The 21,473-nt window shown below is 70.0% G+C and carries 14 protein-coding genes; 11 read left to right on the top strand and 3 right to left on the bottom strand.

All coding sequences use genetic code 11. From position 1 onward, the window contains the following. Window positions 1-74 precede the first annotated feature (74 nt). Together KYK13_RS11565 and KYK13_RS11560 are read right to left on the bottom strand one after the other, a co-directional pair. Window positions 75-260: a hypothetical protein gene (locus KYK13_RS11565; protein WP_223644122.1), complete on the bottom strand. Its 186-nt coding sequence runs from the start codon at window positions 258-260 to the stop codon at window positions 75-77. 63 nt (window positions 261-323) lie between these two features. Continuing rightward, a complete protein-coding gene (locus tag KYK13_RS11560) occupies window positions 324-752 on the bottom strand; it encodes a YciI family protein (protein WP_223644121.1) in 429 nt (142 codons plus the stop codon). 214 nt (window positions 753-966) lie between these two features. Between KYK13_RS11560 and KYK13_RS11555 the strand changes: the two genes are divergently transcribed. The 6 genes from KYK13_RS11555 to KYK13_RS11530 all read left to right on the top strand — a co-directional run bounded on the left by KYK13_RS11555 (window position 967) and on the right by KYK13_RS11530 (window position 13,184). Then, window positions 967-1,488: a hypothetical protein gene (locus KYK13_RS11555; protein ID WP_223644120.1), complete on the top strand. Its 522-nt coding sequence runs from the start codon at window positions 967-969 to the stop codon at window positions 1,486-1,488. A gap of 102 nt (window positions 1,489-1,590) precedes the next feature. Beyond that, complete coding sequence (locus tag KYK13_RS11550; RefSeq protein ID WP_223644119.1) at window positions 1,591-3,039, top strand: SDR family oxidoreductase; 1,449 nt, start codon at window positions 1,591-1,593, stop codon at window positions 3,037-3,039. A 26-nt stretch (window positions 3,040-3,065) separates the two neighbouring features. Then, the gene (locus KYK13_RS11545; protein WP_223644118.1) at window positions 3,066-9,827 is read left to right on the top strand and encodes a type I polyketide synthase; all 6,762 of its coding nucleotides are present in this window, start codon (window positions 3,066-3,068) and stop codon (window positions 9,825-9,827) included. Window positions 9,828-9,854: 27 nt separating this feature from the next. Continuing rightward, window positions 9,855-10,928: a fatty acid desaturase gene (locus KYK13_RS11540; RefSeq protein WP_223644117.1), complete on the top strand. Its 1,074-nt coding sequence runs from the start codon at window positions 9,855-9,857 to the stop codon at window positions 10,926-10,928. A 132-nt stretch (window positions 10,929-11,060) separates the two neighbouring features. Beyond that, on the top strand, window positions 11,061-12,422 hold the full coding sequence (locus KYK13_RS11535; protein WP_223644116.1) for an FAD-binding oxidoreductase: 1,362 nt from the start codon (window positions 11,061-11,063) through the stop codon (window positions 12,420-12,422). 189 nt (window positions 12,423-12,611) lie between these two features. Next, window positions 12,612-13,184 (top strand): hypothetical protein, encoded by a 573-nt coding sequence (locus tag KYK13_RS11530; RefSeq protein WP_223644115.1) that lies wholly within the window; start codon window positions 12,612-12,614, stop codon window positions 13,182-13,184. A 164-nt stretch (window positions 13,185-13,348) separates the two neighbouring features. Here KYK13_RS11530 and KYK13_RS11525 read toward each other — a convergent pair whose 3' ends face one another. Further along, the gene (locus KYK13_RS11525) at window positions 13,349-14,368 is read right to left on the bottom strand and encodes a hypothetical protein (protein WP_223644114.1); all 1,020 of its coding nucleotides are present in this window, start codon (window positions 14,366-14,368) and stop codon (window positions 13,349-13,351) included. A gap of 322 nt (window positions 14,369-14,690) precedes the next feature. On the opposite strand from KYK13_RS11525, the gene KYK13_RS11520 reads away from it, so the two are divergent. The 5 genes from KYK13_RS11520 to KYK13_RS11500 all read left to right on the top strand — a co-directional run bounded on the left by KYK13_RS11520 (window position 14,691) and on the right by KYK13_RS11500 (window position 21,439). After that, entirely contained in the window at window positions 14,691-15,902 is a 1,212-nt protein-coding gene (locus KYK13_RS11520; RefSeq protein WP_223644113.1) for an acetyl-CoA C-acetyltransferase, read from the top strand. Between the two features lie 40 nt (window positions 15,903-15,942). Beyond that, window positions 15,943-18,120: a 3-hydroxyacyl-CoA dehydrogenase NAD-binding domain-containing protein gene (locus tag KYK13_RS11515; RefSeq protein ID WP_223644112.1), complete on the top strand. Its 2,178-nt coding sequence runs from the start codon at window positions 15,943-15,945 to the stop codon at window positions 18,118-18,120. 359 nt (window positions 18,121-18,479) lie between these two features. Then, window positions 18,480-20,387: a DUF4091 domain-containing protein gene (locus KYK13_RS11510; RefSeq protein WP_223644111.1), complete on the top strand. Its 1,908-nt coding sequence runs from the start codon at window positions 18,480-18,482 to the stop codon at window positions 20,385-20,387. Between the two features lie 9 nt (window positions 20,388-20,396). Beyond that, entirely contained in the window at window positions 20,397-20,657 is a 261-nt protein-coding gene (locus tag KYK13_RS11505; RefSeq protein WP_223644110.1) for a hypothetical protein, read from the top strand. Between the two features lie 5 nt (window positions 20,658-20,662). Beyond that, window positions 20,663-21,439 (top strand): hypothetical protein, encoded by a 777-nt coding sequence (locus KYK13_RS11500; protein WP_223644109.1) that lies wholly within the window; start codon window positions 20,663-20,665, stop codon window positions 21,437-21,439. Window positions 21,440-21,473: the final 34 nt, after the last annotated feature.

The following is a 21,473-nucleotide window of genomic DNA, read 5'->3' as shown; positions in this document are numbered from 1 at the left end:
AGCACGCCTCCCCGTCGGAATCCCGATGTGCCCCGGCCCTCCACCGTCGGGAGGAGGACACGAGGCCCGGCAGCTCAGCCGCCGCCCGGCGTCGCCGGCCGCTCCAGTCCGAGCGCCGCCGGCAGCACGTACCGCCCGAAGTGCATCAGGGGGAGCCTCAAGCCCGCATCATTATAATGGCTGGCGGTGAAGGCCGCGGTGACGCCCAGCGAAGGTGCGACGAAGACGTACTGTCCCCCGTTGCCGAGCGAGAAGAACACCTCTAAGGGCGTGCCGTTGCTGACGAAGCGGGGGCTCCACCACAAGAGCCGTGCCAGCGCGACCTAACGGTTCTTCGCCGCCTGCTCGCGGATGCGCGCTTCCTGCTCGCGCAGCTCGGGCGTGAACTCGGCGCCGAAGTCGTCGTCTTCGTAGACCTGGCGCAGCTCCAGCTCCACGTTGCCGCCCCCGTCGAAGGAGGGCCAACGCTTGAGCCACTCCAGCGCCTCCTCGCGCGACTTCACCTGGATGAGGGAGAAGCCCGCGATGAGCTCCTTCGTCTCCGTGAAGGGCCCGTCGATGATGGTGGGCTTGCCGTTCGTGAACTTCACGCGCGCGCCCTTGCTGCTGGGGTGGAGGCCCTCCCCCTGGAGCATCACGCCCGCCTTCACCATCTCCTCGTTGTACGCGCCCATCGCGGCGAGCAGCTTCTCGTCCGGGAGGACGCCGGCCTCGGTGTCCTTGTCCGCCCTGCGGATGATCATGAAGCGCACGGTCGTATCTCCTGCCGCGCGCCCTGGGGCCGCGGGGTGTGTTCGTCGTCCTGCTTTCAGGGAGGCAACGAATGGGGCTGGGGGAAATCGACACGGCCATTTTATTTTCCCGCCGCGTCCTCCAAGCGCTCGCAATCACGGGGCTTTCCCTTTCCCGGCCGCGGGTGTGACAGTGCGGCCCATGCGCGCGGGTGTGACCTCCAACGAGGCGAGGATGCCGTTTCCGGCCAGCGGCCTCCTGCACCCCGGGATGCTCCTGGCCGTGGTCCTGCTCGTGCTGAACGACCACGTGTTCAAGGCGCGCTGGCCATCGTGGTGGACGGGGAAGCTCTCCGACGTCGCGGGGCTCGCGATGTTCCCGGTGCTCCTCCAGGCGTTGTGGGAAAAGGCCTTCCAGCGGCGCCAGCGGGACTTCCGGCCTTCGTTCGCGGTGCTCGTGGGGGCGGTCGTGCTGACGGGCCTGTGCTTCGCCGCGACGAAGATTTCACACGACGCCGGGAATGCGTGGCGCTGGGCGCTGGGCGGACTGCAGTGGCCCTTCTTCGCGCTGCGGGCCCTGCTCTCCGGCGCGCGCATTCCCGCGGTGCGGCCCACGGTGCACACGGTGGACATCACGGATCTGCTCACGCTGCCTTCGCTGTGCCTTGCCCTGTGGATGGGGCGGCGGCGTGCTCGCGCGGCACTCGAGCAGGGCGCGCGTATTCCCGCGCATGAGGACGCTTCGCGCCCTCTTTGATTGCTGCGGGTTGTGCGGGGAGTGCTTCACGTCGCTTCGCGGGACGTGTCAGACCCCCATTTACAGTCGGCCCCGTCTCGCATTGAACCGACAGGGGTCATCATGTCCGCGCGTTCGTCTCAATCCCATACATCCACGCCTTCGAGCATCCTGGAGCAGGTGCGGCAGTGCGCCGCGTCCGTCACCCGCTATCCGCTGGACATCCTGACGGAGCACGCGCAGTTGGAGGATGAGCTGGGCATCGACTCCGTGAAGCTCGCGGAGATCGCCGCGGTCATCGCCCGCGAATTCCAACTGCCGCCGGACCGGATGCCGCGCAACGGGAAGGCGCGCACGCTCGGCGCCATCGCGGGGGCGGTCGCGGAGGCACTGCACGCGGAGCCCGCGCCGGCGCTCCCCGTCGCTCCCGCGCCTGCTGTCACGGAAGTGAAGGTGGGCACCGGTGCTCCGGTCACGCAGGACCTGCTGCCGCGTGTGCGCGCCGTGTTCGCACGCGTGACGCGCTACCCGGAGGAGCTGCTCACGCCGCACGCGGACCTGGAGGACGAGTTGGGCATCGACTCCGTGAAGCAGGCGGAGGTGATGGCCGTGCTCACGAAGGAGCTGGGGCTGGGCGAAGCGCCGAAGCCTTCGCAGCGTCTGCGCACGATGGCCGCCATCGCTGACGCGGCCCGCGCGCTGCTGCCAGCTTCGCCGCCTGCCCCTGAAGTGAGGGCTCGTGCGCCCATCCACGTGGCGCCCGCACCGGTCGCGTCACGCACGGAGCTGCCGTTCGCGGGCAAGGTCGCGCTCATCACGGGTTCGGGCAAGGGCATCGGCCGCGTCATCGCGGCGCGACTGGCGCGCGCGGGGGCGACGGTGGTGGTCAACTCGTTCCACTCGCGCGAGGACGGTGAGAAGACGGCGCGGGACATCGTGGACGCGGGTGGCAAGGCGGTCCACCTGTGGGGCTCCGTCGCGCAGGAAGAGCACCTGGAGCGGATGTTCGCGGCGATCCGCGAGCAGTTGGGCGGGCTGGACCTGCTCGTGTGCAACGCGTCCAACGGGCTCATCGGTCCGTTCGACCGCATCGCCCCCCGCGACTGGGACAAGGCGTTCCGCACCTGCATCACCGGCACCTACGAGTGCGCGATGCGCGCGCGTCCGCTGATGGCCGCGCGCGGGGGCGGGAGCATCGTCACCATGTCCACGTCCATGTCCCAGCGGTACATGCACGACCTGGGCTGCCAGGGCGTGGTGAAGGCGGGCGTGGAGTCCCTCACGCGCTACCTGGCCGCGGAGCTGGCGCCGGAGGGCATCCGCACCAACTGCGTGTCCGCGGGGCCCGTGCACGGGGAGCTGCTGGGGATGTTCCCGGATGCCGCGGGGCGCGTCGCGCGCTGGGAGTCCGCGACGCCCGGCGGGCGGCTGTGCACCGCGGACGACGTGGCGGACGTGACCGAGCTGTTGCTGGGGCCCAAGACCCGGCGCGTGAATGGCGCCATCTGGGTGGTGGACGCCGGCCTCTCCGGGACCGTGGACGGCCTGCTGCCGGCCGCTCGCGCGTCCTGAACCCCTCGCCTCCAGGAGCCACCACCATGGACTTCTTCGCCGTCCCGTACGACATCCACTTCGACGACACGATGGCCTACGGGAGCCATCACTTCCTCACCAACTTCAAGTTCCAGTGCGCGGGCCGCGAGCACCTGCTCTTCAGTCCGCACGCCTTCGAGGCGCCCGACTTCCGGCGCGACTTCGACCAGGTGCTGCTGCTCACCTACGAGGGCTATTCGCGCAACCTCGCTCCGGCCGCGCTGGGAGACCGGCTGGTGGTGCTGACGTCACTGGAGGCGCGGGGCGAGGTGTCCTTGCGCTTCTGCTTCCGCACGTTGAAGAGCGACGGCACGCCGGTGGCGTGCGGCTATCAGACCGTGCTCTGCGCGGATCGCGAGGGAGCGCTGCGCGCCTTCCCGGAGTCCTTCCAGCGCAGCTTCGAATCGCTGGCGGCGATCCACGAGCCCGTGGGCCCGAAGAGTTTCCGGGACCTCGCGTTGCAGGGAGGCGCGGGCGTCCAGGTGCTGTTCCCGGAGACTGTGCGAGAGCTGGCGCGGACCCTGCTGGCGGACACCGCGCCACGCGGAGTCTCGCGCACCGTGCACCTGCCGGATCCGGTGCCCGTCGAGCCCGTGAAGGCAGCACCCGTCTCCGCGCCTGAGCTCAAGCTGCCCGCGGGCGCCACGGCGTTCCTGTTCGCCGGGCAGGGAACGTTCGAGCCTGCCCTCTTCCTCCAGCTGAAGGCGCTTCAGCCGGAGCTGCGTGGGGAGCTGGCAGCGGTCGCGGATGCCTGCCGTGCACAGGGCCTCAACGTGGATCCGCTGCTCGCGGCGGAGAGTGTCGCTCAGGTGCGCCAGGCGATGGACGCGGCGCCGCTGTTGGATCAGCTCGGCATCTTCCTCTCAGGGGTGTTGGGTGCGCGGTGGGTGGAGCGCCAGGGCACCCGGCCGGACGTGTTCGTGGGCCACAGCTTCGGGGAGATCGCGGCGATGACCGCGGCCGGAGCCATGGACCTGCGCGCGGGCGCGGAGGTGGTGTGCCGCCGCATCCGGGCGCTCCAGACGGTGCCGGAGGAGCTGGGCACGCTCGCGGCGGTCGCCCTGTCGGATCCGGAGACCGTCCGGGCCGTGGCGGACAGTGGGGCCCGGAACCTGGAGGTCGCGGGCCGCAACCACTCGAGGCAGACCGTGGTCGCGGGGCCGCGTGAGGAACTGGAGCGGCTGCGCGCGTTCCTGGAACGGCAGGGCAAGGGCTTCACCTTCATCTCCAGCCGCTACCCCTTCCATCACCCGAGCCTGACGCCCGCGGTCGCCGTGTTCCGCGAGAGCCTCGCGGACCTGAAGGTGCATCCAGCCCGGGGGCCCATCTATTCGCCCATCGAGCGGCGGGTGTACGGCGGGGGCCGGACGGAGCTGGCAGGGGCGCTCGCGTCCCACCTGGTGCGTCCCTTCGACTTCCCGGGCGCGGTGGAGACGCTGGTGGGCGCGGGCTGCACCCGGTTCGTGGATTGCGGCACCGGCGGGCGGCTGACACGCATCGTCCAGCGGATCCTCCCTGCGGAGACCTCCGTCGCACTGACGTCCGTGGACCGGGCATTGCCGTCGAAGAGCCCTGTTGCGCAGGACGCAGCGTCACGGGTCCCGGACATCGCGGTGGTGTCCCTGGGGTGCATGCTCCCGGGTGGCGCGAAGGATCCGGAGACGTACTGGCGGAACATCCAGCGGGGCGTCAGCGGCATCGTCGACACGGGTCTGAGCCATCCGGAGCAGGTCGTGGACTTCGTGGGCCCGGCGGTGACTCCGGACCGCACGTACACATTGCTCACCGGGCGGGTCCTGGACAGTGACCTCGTGCCGCCGCCGGGCATCGATCCGGTTCGCTTCCGGCGATATGGCCGCGAGCAGCAGTTGCTGGCGATCGCGCTCTCCCAGGCGATGGAATCCCTGCGGTCCACCGCACCGCATGCACCGGGACGCATCCAGTGTCTGCTCGGATCCACAGCGGACGGGTCGCCCGAGTACGACGACGCGCTGTGCCTGGAAGCCGGTGAAGCGCTCCTGCATGCGAGGGGAGACACAGCGCGGGAGTTCTCCGCGCTGATGCGCGAGGCCCTGGGCGTCAGGGCCACGTCCTCCGACCTGGCGCCGCACCCCACGCTCCAGGCGGTGGTGACGGACGTGGTGGGCCCGGCGGTGTCCACGGTGTTGCTGGACGCGGCGTGTGCATCGTCGCTCTACGCCATCGCGCTGGGAATGAGGGCGCTGGAGCGCGGTGACGCCGACCTGGTGCTCGCGGGAGGAGTGTTCTCGCCGGGGCCGGGAAACAGCTGCCTGTTCTCCCAGTTCAAGGGGCTCTCCGCCACGGGCAGCCGGCCGTTCGACGAGCGCGCGGATGGCGTCATCTTCGGCGAGGGCGCCGGCATCGTCGGCCTGATGCGCCTGGAGGACGCCGTCTCCGCGGGGCTGAAGGTGCACGCGGTCATCCGCGGCGCGGGACTCTCCAGCGACGGACGCAGCAGCTCCGCCAACGTGCCGCGAGCGGACGGACAGGTGGCCGCGATGGAGGCGTGCTACGCGGCGTCGGGGGTTGATCCCGCGTCCATCCAGTACATCGAAGCGCACGGGACGGCGACCCCGGCCGGCGACGCCACCGAACTGCAGTCGATTGGCCGCGTCTTCGGAGGCAAGCGGAAGGGGCTTCAGCTCGCCAGCGTGAAGGCGCTGATCGGCCATGTCGGCTGGGCCGCGGGAGCCGCTTCGGTCATCAAGGTGTGCAAGGCGCTGGAGCATCGGAGCTTCCCGCCGCAGTCCCACTTCGACCGTCCGGGTGCGGGGTTGCGAGCGCTCGGGCCTGACTTCGAGGTGAGCACGCGGGAGCAGCCGTGGCCGGAGAACGGAAGCCAGCCGCGCAGGGCAGCCACGAACGGCTTCGGCTTCGGCGGCACGAACGCGCACCTGGTGCTGGAGGAGTACCGCGGGGGCTCGCTCACGCCGCGCACCAGGGCCGTGCCTTCGACCGAGGGAGAGCTGGTGGTGGTGGCCGCGGAGGGAACGTTCCCGGAGGCGCGTTTCGACGCCAGGGGAATGCGGCTGCCCGCGTCCGTGCGGTTGTTGCCAGACATCACCGAGGACATGGACCTCACGCAGCACCTGGGTCTCATCGTCGCGAGCGACCTCGTGAAGAAGCTCGGGGCCTTTGACTCACTGCGGACGGGGACGGCCATCGTCCTGGGACTGGAGGGAAAGACGCGCAGGGGGGTGGAGGCCACGCAGCGCGTGCTGGCGGACTCGACGCGGCGCAGGCTGCGCGAGCACATCCAGCGCACGCCGGACTCCGCGCGGCTCCTGCCGTTGGTGGATCGCCTCCATGCCGCGGTGGGCGCGCTGCGGCCCACGGGGCCGTACACGCTCCAGGGAATGATGCCCAACGTCACGCCGGGGCGGGTGGCGGGGGTGCTCGACACCAAGGGTCCGAACTTCGTGGTGGACGCGGGGGCCGGCACGCTGGCCGCGTCACTGCGGGCTTCGACCGCCCTGCTGGAGAGCGGCTTCGAGCTGGTGCTCGTGGGCAGTGCTCACGTGCGTCGCCCCGGGGACGGCTCCACCGAGTCCATGCCTGAAGAGGGCATGACGATGCTGGCGGTGACCACGGCCGCGAAGGCGGAAGCGCACGGTTTGAAGCCGCTGTGCCGCCTGCGGATGACCGAAGAGACGGGCTCCGGGACCGGCATCACGTTACCGCCGCACTCGGCCAAGGAGGCCCAGGAGGTGCTCCGCGCGGTGCAGTCCGCAGCCGAGGGGCAGGCCTCCACCCTGCGCCTCCACCCGGATGCCGCGACCGGCGCACGGCTGGTGATTCAGCTGCGGCCTGGGCGCATTGACCAGCCCGAAGCCCCGAGAGAACGGTCGATGGTGGCAGGGTCGCCGTCCTCCGCTCGCCGCGACCTGGGGCCATCCGCCAGGTCAACGGACGTGACGTCTGTCCCCAGTGCCGAGAACCGAGAACCCCATGTCGCCCTCCCGCCAGCGGCAGGCGGCGAAAACCTGTCCGACAGTCGGACAGGTTTGAACAACCCCGGGCCAGCGGGGCTCCCGCTCCAGCCGAACCAGGGGAACTTGTCCGACAGTCGGACAGGTTTTGGGAACCGGGTCGGCCGGGCGGCGGACAGCATGGGCGTCCGTGGGGCTGGCGCTTCGTTTGCATCTGGAGCCGTTGCGACACCTCCTTGGCAGCCCGAAGCAGCTGCGGCCACCCCGCCCACCGATGCCGTGCAAGCGCGCGCGGGCGCGGCTCCCCCGGGAGAGGCACGTCCGCCGCCGACCGCCGCCTCGATTTCGGAGACCGTTGACGGCTTCGACCACTCGGCGCCCATCCGCTACCACGCGCCGGTGCTCGTTGAACGTCCGGCGGTGACGGCAGGTGCTTCGCGCCTGCGTGGCCGGCGCGTGCTGTTCATCGCGCAGGACGAGTCCGTGGCCCGTGAACTTGCGGCCCTGGCGCATGACGTCTGCGGTCCTGGGTTCCGCATCCTTCACGCGGGCGTCTCCGACATGGGAGCGCGGATCCACGGCATCGACCTCACCCGGGAGGAGACCGCGGAGGCTGGCTTTGAGGCACTCCACTTCGAGCCACAGGTCATCGTCGCGGTCTGCCGGATGTCCTCCGACGAGACCGAGTCCTCCGTCGTCGCGGACACGGCCCTGCATCACGGAGCGCTGGAGCTGCTCTTCCTGTCCGCTCGCCGCGCGTATGAGGGCCTGTCCGCCGGCACGGTGTCACTGGCGAGCCTTTGCATCGAGGGCGTCGGTCCGCGCAGGACGCTGCATCCCGTCACCGGCCTCTTCTCGGGCATGCTCAAATCCCTGGGCCGCGAGGTCCCGGCGCATGGCATCCGCGCCATCGCCACGGGACCGCTGCCGATCCGCACGGCGCTCGACCTTGTCGCGTCCGAACTGAGCACCCGCGACGACTCCGCGCCCGTCGAGGTCTGCTTCGATGGCTCCGTCCGCTGCGTCCGGGTGCTTCAACCCACGGATGTCCCGGCGCGGCCCGCCGTCACGCTCGACTCCCGTTCGGTGGTCCTGCTCACGGGCGGTGGGCGTGGTGTCACGGCCGTCCTCGCTGGAGCGCTGCTCAAGCGCTACGGCTGCAAGGTCATCCTCCTGGGACGGAGCGATCCGACAGATGCCCCCGAGCGTGTGCTCCACGCGCGCGACGAGGAACTGGGCGCCGTGGAGCGCGAGTTCTATGCCTCCGAGCTCGCGCGCGACAGCGCCGTGCGGATGCCCGCGCTGCGTGCGCGGTTTGAACGCCACCTGGCTGTGCGTGAGCTGCGGGCCACGCTCGACGGGCTCAAGCGGCTTCCCGGCCAGATGACCTACCGCGCCGCGGATGTCACCCGCCCCGAGGACGTGGACCGCGTGGTGGAGGAGCTGCTCCGTGAGCATGGACGGCTCGACCTGGTGGTCCACGGCGCGGGCACGCAGGTCTCCAAGAAGCTCAACCGCCGCCGGCTGACGGAGCTGCGAAGCACGCTCGACACCAAGCTGCTGGGGCTTCGCAACCTGCGCGAGTCCTGCGCACGCAGACTCCCGGCCCCCGTGCCCTTCCACGTCCTCACCTCCGCGTTCAGCTACATCGGCAATGACGGACAGGCGGACTACGGCGCGGCGAACGAGGCGCTGGACCGGCTCTGTGCGTGGGTCAGCGACGCCCGTCAGGACGTGCAGTGGTGCAGCGTGGGCTGGCTCGCCTGGGACGGCATCGGCATGACGCGAGGCTCGGAGTACCGCGTCCTCGGAGCCAGCCGACGGCTGCGGGGCATCCGCGCCGAGGAGGGCGAGGCGCTCTTCCTCCAGCTCGTGAATGGCCAGCCCGTCCAGCCCATCAACGTCCAGCTCACCGAAAGCGAGCGCGCCTTCTACGGCCTGGAGGTCCTCGCCCCGCCGCCGCCCACCCCGGAGCCGCCGCGTCCCACGCAGCGGGACCTCACGGTGGACGCGGCGAGCGTCCCATGCCTGGAGGACCACCTCGTCCGGGGCACGCCCACCCTCCCCGGCGCCTGGGCCCTGGACCTGATGTTCCAGGCCGCCCTGGACGACAAGCGCCCCGAGCTGCGCACCGTCACCATTGAAGACGTGCGCTTCTCCCGCTTCATCCGCGTGAAGCCCGGAGGGCAGCAGTCCCTGCGCGCCGAATGCACGCCGATTACCGACGCCCCAGGCCAGCACAGCGTACAGGTGAGGCTCACGGGCGACATCGTCCATGCCTCCGGCGTCGTGCTGGAGCGAGACCTCGTCTACGCCGAGGCCCGCTTCACGCTGACGGCGGAGCCTCCCAAGGCCTCGCCGCGACTGGAGGCCGCCCGCGCTTCGGGGCACGGCGTTCCCGTGCATGACCCGCACTGCACAGCGGGCTCCCCCATCGAGCTGCGCAGGATGTTCGACTGCCTGGAGGAGATCCGCCTCGAGCAGGACGCCCGCTTCGCGAGGCTCGGACTGCCGGAGACACCCCAGCAGGCGGGGCATGGCGTGCCAGCGCTCGTGCTGGACGCGGCCCTGCGCCTGAGCGCGATGCACGTGGAGGGCGTGTCCAATGTCGTGTTCGCCCCCGTGGGCGTCCAGCGCGCCACGTTCGACCGGGACCTCGTCGCTCATGACGCCAGGGCCCCGCGCCGCCTCACGCTGAAGGCGCTCGCCCCCCGGGTGGACGGAGCGCTGCTCCAGTGCGGCACCGTGGCGGCGCATGACGAAGCCGGCCGCCTGCGGATGCTCGTCGAAGGCGGAGTCGCCCGCCCCATGGCTTGAACCCTCTTTCCGTCCAAGGCAACCGCCATGACCGACACCTCTTCGTCCCTTCCCCTCTCCCCGGATGACACCAAGCGGCTCCGCTCGGAGCTGCGCCGCGTGCTGCCCCCGGAGGCCTTCGAACGACAACCCCTGCGCGGCATCGTCGCGCTCTGCCTCGTGCCGGTGGAGGCGGCGCTCCTCTGGGTGCTCGGCACGTGGACGCTGCCCCACTGGGCATGCCTCCTCATCGCCTTCGTGCTGGGCCAGCTCGTCACCGCCGTGGGGCTCGCCGCGCATGAGGCGCTACACCACTCGGTGTTCCACAGCCGGAGGTGGGAGAGCCTCTTGGGCTGGGCGGGCTTCGCCCCCTTCCTGGTGACGCCGGGCAACTGGCGGGCCTGGCACGTCCAGGCCCACCACAGCGCCGCCAACATCCTCGAGCGCGACCCGGACATCCTCCCTCGCAGGACGGACTGGCACACCCAGGGGTTCGCGAAGCTGTTCCATGCCATGTCCCCGGGCTCCGGGCACTGGCTGAGCTTCATCAGCTTCAGCGTCTTCTTCACCGCGCAGGGCCAGGCCTTCCTCTGGCATCACTGCCGGCTGCCCGCGTTCCAGCACGTGCACCTGCACCGCGTGCGGGAGCGCGTGCTCACGCTGCTCGTCACCGCGGGCTGGGTGGCGCTCGGATGGGTCCTGGGGCCCCGGGCCGCGTTCTACGGACTGGTGCTCCCGCTGCTCCTCGGGAACATCACGCTGATGATCTACATCGCCACCAACCACTGGATGCAGCCCGCGTCGGAGGAGACGGACAACCCCTTCGTGAACACCGCCAGCGTGGAGACCCACCCGCTGATGAACTGGCTTCACTTCAACTTCAGCTACCACCAGGAGCACCACATCTTCCCGGCGCAGAGCCCGAAGTATGCCCCGCTCCTGCGCAGGCACCTGCGCGAGCTGAGCCCCCGGGCGTCCATTGTCTATCCACACCTGCACGCCCTGCGCACGCTGTACCGGCGCCCGGCGCTCTACTCCGCGGATGGCCAGACGCTGATGGGCCGGGACGGCACTCCGGCGCTCAGCACCACGGAGCTGCGCCACCGCCTCGAGTCCGCTTGAGCCGTCAGGTGCGCGACACGGCCCCACGGACGGCTGTCCGTGGGGCAGGCGACCGACAGGGCCCCGCATCTCAAGCGGGGGGACTCCCGCATGCGTGAACCTTCCCCACCCTTCCGCCAACGGAGGAGAAGGATGCTCACGGAGTCGGTGACAGGTGGCCCTCGGGTGGTTGTCTCTCCACGGGCGGAGTCGCTTCACGAAGCGAAGGTGGAGGCCATTGCCCGGCAGCTGCGGCAGCGGAAGGGAAAGGGGCCCGCGTCCTTCAAGAAGAAGTCCCCGCCCCACAGCGTGCCCAAGCGCTTCGATGCGCGCCGGCGCGACGAGAAGGTGGACCTGGGGGACCTGGATCAGCTCCTCGACATCGACACCGTGGGGATGTCCTGCACGGCGGAGCCCGCCGTCACCTTCGACGAAGTGGTGCGCGCCACCCTGCCGCACGGGTTCATCCCGTACATCGTCCCCGAGCACAAGACCATCACGCTCGGGGGCGCCATCGCGGGGTGCTCCATCGAGTCCATGTCCTTCCGCCAGGGCGGCTTCCACGACACGTGTCTGGAGTACGAGGTCATCACCGCGAAGGGCGACGTGCTGCGCTGCTCACCGCGCGAGGATCCGCTCCTCTTCCAGATGATGCACGGCTCGTTCGGGACGCTGGGCATCCTGTCGAAGGTGAAGTTCAAGCTCGTCCGCTGCGCCCCCTACGTCCGGGTGACGAACGAGACGCACGCCTCCCTGGAGTCCTTCCAGCAGGCCATCTGGCACACCTTCCAGGACACGGGCGCGGACTACCTGGACGGGCAGATCTTCTCTCCCACGAAGCACGTGCTGTGCGTGGGCCACTTCGTGGACCGGGCGCCCTACGTGCACCGCTACGACTGGCTCACGGCCTATTGCGAGAGCATCCCGCGCCGGAGCGAGGACTACCTCACGACGTATGACTACCTCTTCCGCTACAACCGGGGCGTCACGCACGTCAAACCGAGGAACCTCCTCGCGCGCGCGCTGTTCGGCAAACTCATCCACTCCGACAGCGTGCTGAGGACGGCCAACCGCTTCACCCGGCTGCTGCCGGAGAAGGATCCGCCGGTCATCGTGGACGTGTTCATCCCCTTCTCGCGCGCGGCCGGGTTCATGGACTGGTACCACCGCGAGATGCGCCACTACCCCGTGTGGTGCGTGCCCTTCCGGCGGACGCGCGACTATGAGTGGCTGACGCCCCAGTGGTGGTCCGGAATGAAGGACCCGCTGTTCCTGGACCTCGCGGTGTACGGCATGAAGCAGCCGCCGGGCCGCAACGTCTACAAGGAGCTCGAGGACGAGCTCCAGCGCGTCAACGGCACCAAGACGCTCATCTCCTACAACTACTACGACGAGGAGACCTTCTGGAGCATCTGGAACAGGGAGACGTACCGGGCCGTGAAGCAGCGCACGGATCCGGACAACGTCTTCCGGGACCTGTACGTGAAGACGTGCAAGGCGGCGCTCGGCCTTTGATCGGCGCGGACCGGGAAGGTCGAAGCGCTCGTTCCATCCAGGAGGTCCTGTCGGAGGGGCCCGCGGGGCTCCTTCGACGTCTCCTCGTTCGTGGACATCCCGTCCTCCTTCCATCGTAGCTCGCGGGAGTCACGGAGCCGGGCTGCTCGCGCTGCTTCGCCGTCGAGGCTGTTATGATAGGTGGCACCCGTGCCATCTCTGAGAGATGCCTCGAGCCGGATCGTTCCCTATGTCGTCTCCTCGGCCTACCCGCGAGTCCCCGAGCTGTCCCGAGAACTGGGGCATGGCCTCTGGGTCGTGCTCGCGAAGGACCTGGATGGCATGGTCACCGGACTTCAGGCGGAGGACCTCCCGGACTTCGGCGTGGCGTCCACCGCCGATGCCTGGACGCAGGCCTACGAGCACCTGAATACGTATTTCCCTGAGCAGGTCACGGCGCGGCTGTACTCGGACGAGCCCGTCTTGCCCTTCATCACCCTCTCCGGAACCTGGCTGATTGCCACCTGCATCGTCCTGCCACGGCTTCACGCCTTTGCGAGCCGTGCGCTGCGGGACACGAAGCTGCTGGTGTCGATTCCCCATCGCGAGTCGCTCGTCATCTTCCCGGAGGGCGACGCGAAGGCGCGCGCGAAGATGCGCGCCCGGATCCGGGAGGTGGATGGCAGAGGCGCCAAGCCGCATACGTTCGAGCTCTTCAGCCTCTCCGCCGAGGGGGTGACGCCGTTTCACGAGCCCGCACGCGCGAAGGCCGCACCTGCCTGAGCTTCGGTCGCCGTGTCATGGGGACGTCGTGCCTCGTTGGCGCCCCTGCTGCCTCCCCCCTGCCCCCAGAGAACCGGGGCGCCCCGGCGGGGATGGCCGGGCGGCGCTGGAGTCCGAGACACGTTCCGGTCAGGGGCCGTTGGTCAGCACGGACCGGCCAGGCTTCAGCCGATCTCCGTGCGCAGGTTGAGCGGGCCGGCGGGGACGCCGACGTCGTGGAGCGCGGGGTCGTCCTTCTCCGTCTGCCAGGCATTGGCCTCCGTCACGGTCTTGCCGGTCGCCTCGTTGGTGATGGACATCTTGCCGTTGTGGCCCGCGGGGGCGATCTGGCTGGTGTCGAAGCCGCTCCAACCCGTGCCGGAGTTGGCGAACGTGGCCTCGCCCCACGTCTGACCGGAGTTCGCGCCGGGCTTCGCAGTGCCATCCTTCGACACGGCCCACGCCACGCTGCTGTTGCTGTCGAACGCCACCACCTGCGACTGGCCGGGCTGGAGCGTGAACGTCTTGGGCGTGCTCTTGTCAAAGTTCTGCCCGTCGTTCGGGTTGCCGTTCTCGCCCGTCTTGTTCCAGAGCGTGATGGTCTGCGGCTCGTTGGTCTTGTTGGTGAAGGTGTTCGTGTACTTGAACTGGCCCTTCTTGCCCTCGTCGATGAGCTGCATGTTGCTGTTGTAGGGCGAGCCGACGTTGTTCTTGGCCAGCCACGGCGCATTCGCGGGAGCGGGCTCGGTGGAGCCGGCGGACGGCGGGCCGAAGCCAGGGCCCGCGTCGCTGTTGTACGTGGGGTACGCCGGAGCGGCAGTGCTCGCCGTGGGCGCCGCGGCCTGGGCCGGGGAACCCGCCGCAGGAGCCGCCTGCTGCGCCGGAGCCGCGCCGCCCACGGAGGGCACGGCGTCCTGAGCCCCCTGGCCCAGGCTGGCAGGCGACTGCGCCCCCAGGAGCGACACCAACTGCGTCAGCTGGGCCACCACCTGCGACAGCTGCTTCTGGAAGTCCCCGGAGGCGCCGCTCAGCCGGCTCGGGCCCTGCTCGAAGGAGTCCGTCATGAACATCCGGCGCAGGTCGTTCCGGGGCTGCTGGGCCTGGGAACCCACCACGCCCTGAGCCGGAGCGGCGGCCGGCTTGAGCTCGGAGATGCTCGAGGAAGGCTTGGAGAAGGACGCGCGGTTCAGGGAGGAGATGGACATGCCGGGACCCAAGAGCACGGCACGTGCCAGCCCCCAGGGCGCTGCGTCCCCTCGGGAAATCAGTCACTTGGCCCCGGCGGGCCTGGCGCTCCGCGCCCTTGGCGCGGTGACGCCAATCACCAGCTGATGACCCGAGTCACCAGGCCCCGGCGGAGGCGGACTCGATGTGACAACGGGGGCCGTGGCGAAACACGGGGTGTCCGACCCGGCCTGCCGGGCGGCGCAGGTGCCTCCAGCGCCCTGGCGGGTCCGGGTATATGAAGGAGCGCATCACCCGGGCCCTGTACCCCCAGCCCCTCCCTTCTCACCAAGGAGGCTCCCCGTGAGCCAGGAAGCATTCATCTTCGACGCCGTCCGTACCCCTCGCGGCAAGGGCAAGAAGGGCGCCCTGCATGGCACCAAGCCGGTGTCGCTGCTCGTCGGCCTGGTGGACGCGCTCAAGCAGCGCCACCCGAACCTGGACCCGAAGCGCATCGACGACGTGGTGCTGGGCGTCGTGTCCCCGGTCGGTGATCAGGGCGCGGACATCGCGCGCACGGTGGTGCTGGCCGCGGGCCTGGCGGAGACCACCGGCGGCGTGCAGCTCAACCGCTTCTGCGCCTCCGGCCTGACGGCGGTGAACATGGCCGCGCAGCAGGTGCGCTCGGGCTGGGAGCAGCTGGTCATCGCGGGCGGCGTGGAGAGCATGTCCCGCGTCCCCATGGGCTCCGACGGCGGCGCGTGGGCCATGGACCCCGCCACCAACTACGACACCTACTTCGTGCCCCAGGGCATCTCCGCGGACCTCATCGCGACCCTGGAGGGCTTCACCCGCGAGGACGTGGACCGCTACGCCGTGCGCTCGCAGGAGCGCGCCGCCCACGCGTGGAAGAACGGCTACTTCCAGAAGTCCGTCGTCCCCGTGGTGGACCAGAACGGGCTCACCATCCTGGCCCACGATGAGTACATGCGCCCGGACTCCACCCTGGCCTCGCTGGGGCAGCTGAACCCGGCCTTCTCCACGATGGGCGAGCTGGGCGGCTTCGACGCGGTGGCGCTGCAGAAGTACCACGCGGTGGAGCGCATCCACCATGTGCACACGCCGGGCAACTCCTCCGGCATCGTGGACGGCGCGGCGCTCGTGCTGGTGGGCTCGGAGAAGGTGGGCAAGGCGCTGGGCCTCACGCCGCGCGCGCGCATCGCCGCCGTGGCCACGTCCGGCGCGGAGCCCACCATCATGCTCACCGGCCCGCTGCCGGCCACCCGCAAGCTGCTGGACCTCGCCGGGCTGTCGGTGAAGGACATCGACCTGTTCGAGCTGAACGAGGCCTTCGCGTCCGTGGTCCTCAAGTACCAGAAGGACCTGGACATCCCCGACGAGAAGCTCAACGTCAACGGCGGCGCCATCGCCATGGGGCACCCGCTGGGCGCCACCGGCGCGATGATTCTTGGCACCGTGGTGGACGAGCTGGAGCGGCGCAAGGCGCGCCGCGCGGTCGTCACCCTGTGCGTCGGCGGCGGCATGGGCGTGGCCACCCTCGTCGAGCGCGTCTGAAACCCTCCCTCCCCCTTCCAAACACCTTCGAGCGAAACCCATGAGCGAACAGAACACCCTGCGCTGGGAACAGGATGCGGACGGCATCGTCGTCTTGACGATGGATGACCCGAGCCAGTCCGCCAACACCATGAACGCCGCCTACGTGAAGTCCATGCGCGCGGCGGTGGACCGGCTGGTGAAGGAGAAGGCCCGCATCACCGGCGTCGTCATCACCTCCGCGAAGAAGACCTTCTTCGCGGGAGGAGACCTGAACGACCTGCGCCGCGTGAAGAAGGACGAGGCGAAGCAGGTCTTCGACCTCTGCCAGGAGATCAAGGAGCAGCTGCGCACGCTGGAGACGTTCGGCAAGCCCGTGGTCGCGGCCATCAACGGCGCGGCGCTGGGCGGCGGGCTGGAGATCGCCCTCGCCTGCCACCGCCGCATCATCGCGGACGTGAAGGGCGCGCAGGTGGGCCTGCCGGAGGTGACGCTGGGCCTGTTGCCCGGTGGCGGCGGCGTGGTGCGCACGGTGCGCATGCTGGGCATCACGGACGCGCTGATGAAGGTGCTGCTCCAGGGCCAGAAATACCGCCCGCAGGAGGCGAAGGAGCTGGGGCTGGTGCATGAGGTGGTGCCATCCGTGGACGCGCTCGTGCCCGCGGCGAAGGCGTGGGTGAAGGCGAACCCGAACGCGCAGCAGCCGTGGGACCAGAAGGGCTACAAGATTCCCGGCGGCACGCCGTCGAATCCGTCCTTCGCGGCGAACCTGCCCGCCTTCCCCGCCAACCTGCGCAAGCAGCTCAAGGGCGCGAACATGCCCGCGCCGCGCGCCATCATGGCCGCGGCGGTGGAGAGCACGCAGGTGGACGTGGACACGGCGTTCACCATCGAGTCGCGCTACTTCACGGAGCTGGTCGTCGGTCAGGTCGCGAAGAACATGATGCAGGCGTTCTTCTTCGACATGCAGCACATCAACTCCGGCGGCGGCCGCCCCAAGGGCTTCCCGCAGCACACCGCGAAGAAGGTGGGCGTGCTGGGCGCGGGCATGATGGGCGCGGGGATCGCCTATGTGTGCGCCAAGGCCGGCATCGACGTGGTGCTCAAGGACGTGAGCCTCGCGTCGGCGGAGAAGGGCAAGGGCTACTCCGTCAAGCTGGTGGAGAAGGCCGTCGCCAAGGGCTCCGTCACGAAGGAGAAGGGCGACGCGCTGCTCGCGCGCATCACCCCGGCGGAGGACCCGGCCGCGCTCGCGGGCTGCGACCTGGTCATCGAGGCCGTGTTCGAGGATGTGAAGCTCAAGCACCAGGTGTTCCAGGAGATCCAGGGCGTGGTGGCGCCGGACGCGGTGCTGGCGTCCAACACCTCCACCCTGCCCATCACGCTGCTCGCGGAGGGCGTGGCACGGCCGCCGGACTTCGTCGGCATGCACTTCTTCTCCCCCGTGGACAAGATGCCGCTGCTGGAGCTCATCGCCGGCAAGCAGACGAGCGACGCGACGCTGGCGAAGGCCATCGACATCGCGGTGCAGATTGGCAAGACGCCCATCGTCGTCAACGACAGCCGGGGTTTCTTCACCAGCCGTGTGATTGGCACCTTCCTCAACGAGGCCATCGCCATGGTGGGCGAGGGCATCGCGCCCGCGTCCATCGAGCAGGCGGGACTCCAGGCGGGCTACCCCGCCGCCCCGCTCCAGCTGGTGGACGAATTGACGCTGACGCTGCCCCGGAAGATCCGCCAGGAGACCCAGGCGGCCGTGGAGGCGTCAGGCCAGAAGTGGGTGGAGCACGGCAGCTACGCGGTGGTGGACGCGCTGATTGATCAGCACGGGCGCAAGGGCCGCTCCACGGGCGGCGGGTTCTATGACTACGCGGACGGCAAGCGCACGAACCTGTGGCCGGGGCTGGCGCAGCACTTCGCGAAGCCCGGGCACACCATCCCCTTCGAGGACATGAAGGAGCGGATGCTCTTCGCGGAGGCCATCGATACGGTGCGCTGCTTCGATGAAGGCGTGCTGCGCTCGACCGCGGACGCGAACGTGGGCTCCATCCTGGGCATCGGCTTCCCGCCGTGGACGGGCGGCGTGGTGCAGTACATCAACGGCTACGAGGGCCCCACCGGCACGGGCCCGCGCGGCTTCGTCCAGCGGGCGCGCCAGCTGGCGGAGCGCTACGGCAAGCACTTCCTGCCGCCCGCGTCGCTGGTGGAGAAGGCGGAGCGCGGAGAGCTGCTCACGTAGCGTGCCCCAGGCGGCGCTGAAGCAAGCACGGGCCGCGGGGATGTTCCCCGCGGCCCGTGTTGCCTTTCAATGGCGCAGGCCTGTCAGAGCAGTTTCGCCACACCAGCAGCGCGAGCAAGGGCAGGGCCCGTTTTAGGCATGGCGCATTCATGGTCCACGCCTCACGGCCCACCCAATCCCTGTCAGGAAAGCCCCAGCGGCGGCACGAGGCGCACTGCTCGACCAGACATGGAAGCAAGCCATCGGCGGTGCCTCATCACGATGCCCGGCGGCATCCGAGCCTGGGAGCGTTGGCGCGCCTGAAGGACGGGACAACCGGGAGGCTGGAGACACTCTGGCCCCATGCACACCCATTCCCCATGCGGTCCTTTCGTCCGTACGGCTACGCCTGGCTGTCCTTGCTCATCGCCTGGCCGGCGATGGCGGCCGGGCCCACCGCGTGGGGCGAAGGGATGATGGTGAAGGTCCGTCCCGACGACACCGTGCCCGGCAGTGCCACCGAAGTCCGGCTCACCGCCGCGCGCAACGAGTTCGTCTCATTCCAGGTGGTCCTGCACGGCGGCGACACGGGCCTGAAGGCCGTGCGCGCCCGCCTGCCCTCGCTGGACGGACCGGCGGCGCTGAAGGAGCCGGACGTGACGCTGTACCGGCAGGAGTACCTCGTCACGCGGGAGGCCACCGTGCCCGGGCAGCCGGTGGGGCGGTGGCCGGACGGGCTGGTACCGGACACGGATGAGATTGCCCATGAGATGCGCAAGGCCTTCCCCTTCGACGTGCCCGCGCATGAGGCCCGGGCCATCTGGGTGGACGTGCACGTGCCCGAAGGCGCCCCGCCCGGCGAGTACACGGGCCTGGTGACGGTGGAGGCGACAGGCGGCTTCCAGTGGCAGGTGACGGCGAGGCTGACGGTGGTGGACGCGGTGATGCCGGGCACGTCCTCGCTGGCCTCGGTGTTCCCGCTGTCGCAGTCGCAGGTGTGTCTGGCGCACCTGGGCCGGACGGCCTGCTCACCCGCGGAGTTGCAGACGCTGCTCGTGCGCTATCAGCAGATGGCGCTGGAGCACCGCATCACGCTGCCCAGGCTCATGTCACGCGGGTCCTGGCCTCCGACCTGGAGCATGTTCGACACGACGTGGGGCCCCAGCATGGATGGCACCGCCCCCACGCGGCTGTCCGGCGCGCGGATGACGAGCCTGGAGTTCGAAGGCCCCTTCACCGCCGACGCCGTGGCGAACTTCACCGCGCACATGCTGGAGCGCGGCTGGCTGGACCGGGCCCATGCACGGATTGGCGACGAGCCCCCCTTCGGGTCGTCCTTCGACGAGGTGCGCACCACGGGGGAGCTGGTGCGGCAGGCCGCGCCCGGCCTGCGCACGATGGTGACGACGAACGTCTTCCAGGCGAAGGCCTACGCCCTGGAGCCCCTGGTGGACATCCTGGTGCCGCTGGTGAACCACATGGACGGCACGCAAGCGCCCTTCATCGGCGACCAGAGCGGGACGTACGCGGACTTCCTTTCGCGCCCTGGAACGCAGTTGTGGACGTACCAGAGCTGCATGAGCCACGGCTGTGCTCCCGGGAGCCTCGTGCCGGAGAACCAGCCGGGGGCGGGCTGGCCGTCGTACATGGTGGACCGTCCGTCATCGAAGGCCCGCGCGATGGAGTGGCTGACCTTCCTCTTCGGCGGCGTGGGGGAGCTGTACTACGAGACCGCCGCCATGCTCCCCACGGCGTGGTCGGACCAGTACCACTACAACGGCAACGGGGACGGGACGCTGTTCTACCCGGGCAGGCCCGACGTCGTTGGAGGCCAGACGCACGTGCCGATCGCGTCGATGCGGCTCAAGCTCATCCGCCAGGGCATGCAGGACTACGAATGGCTCAAGGCGGTGAGTGACGCGGGAGACCCGGGCTTCGCGCGGCAGGTGGCGCGGGAGCTGCTCCCCACCGCATGGCAGGTGCCGGACGACGGCGCCGCGTTCGATGCGGCGCGGCTGCGGCTCATCCAGCGCTACCAGGAGCTGATCGAAGCCAACCCGTCCGCGCCCCGCATGAGCCAGAAGCCGGCCCCCGTACCGGTGGGGCCGCGGGATCCCGGCCACTCGGAGTCCCCGAGCACGCGAGGAACGACGGGCGGCTGCGGCGCGGCCCCTGGCGTCTTCGCGGCGGACGCCCTGCTGTGGGCGGGCTGGTTGCTGGGCAGGGCACGCCGGGCGCGGGGGCGGCGCCGCCCTGCACCGGATGCCCGCTCGGGGCACTCAAGCTAGACTCGGCGCATGCATCTTGTCCGTAGCATCGCCCTGCGCTCTCTTGCGCTGCCCCTGCTCGCCAGCTGCGCGACCCTCGACACGTCGACGCTCACGCCGTACTGCCGTGACCAGTACGATGCCTGTCTCGACAGCTGCCAACGATCCGCACCTCCCCGGTCGCGGCAGCCGCCGGACTCCGTGCAGGGCCATGCGGAGCGCCTGACGCCCGACACCCAGACTCCGGCCTGCACTGACTCCTGCAACCAGCAGGCGAAGCGCTGCGGCTGAAGCCCATGGCTCCCGAGCGCTACGAGACGCTGGACGGCTCCACGCCGGACGTCACCCCGCTGGCGGCGGAGGTCGGGCTCAAGCAGCCGCTGAGCGCCTTCACCCTCCTGGAAGGAGGCGACGTCTTCGAGTCACGTGCAGGCCGTCCTCCCGCCGAAGGCCCCACCCGAGCCCGCGCCTGGGTGAGCGCGAAGCTGGAGCTCAAGCCGTACGGCGCCCCGGCGGCCCAGGTGAAGCGGGTGCAGGACGAGGTGGTGAGGCAGCTCTCGGGGAACCTCCAGCTCATCGCCCGGATGGAGGCCGCGCGCCCCCTGACGGTGGAGCTGATTCCCCCAGGGCACACGCTGGTGAAGTACGGCTATCCACGGGCGGTGTCCCCCCAGGCCGCGGGCCTGTTCTGGGACCACCCGGACTGGCCCCGAGCCCGCATCGCGCTGAAACAGGACCGGCTGGAGTCGGAGCAGTACCTCGTCTTCCACGAGCTGGCGCACGCCATCCAGGGGCTGGCCTTCACGCAGAAGGAGAGCGAGCTCATCTACCGCACGATGCTCCGCACGTACCGCAGCCGCGCGGCGGTGGACGAGGTCTTCGCCATCTACAGCGAGCGCGAGTTCGTCACCGGAGTCTCCGAGCGCGATCTGCGCGCCCCCGGCGTGTACGGCATGGCCCGTCAGCGGTGGAACGAGGAGCACGTGTTCACCCGCTTCGTGCGCCACCTCTACTTCCCCTACAAGCCCCTGGCCGGTGGCACCGCGGGAATGAGTTCGTCCAGCTTCGGTTGAGGCGGTTTCCGGGCGCCCGGCACGCGAGGCATCC

It is taken from the genome of Corallococcus sp. EGB, assembly GCF_019968905.1.
In the GTDB taxonomy this organism is placed as follows: Bacteria; Myxococcota; Myxococcia; order Myxococcales; family Myxococcaceae; genus Corallococcus.
This window is presented reverse-complemented; position numbering and strand designations above follow the sequence as displayed.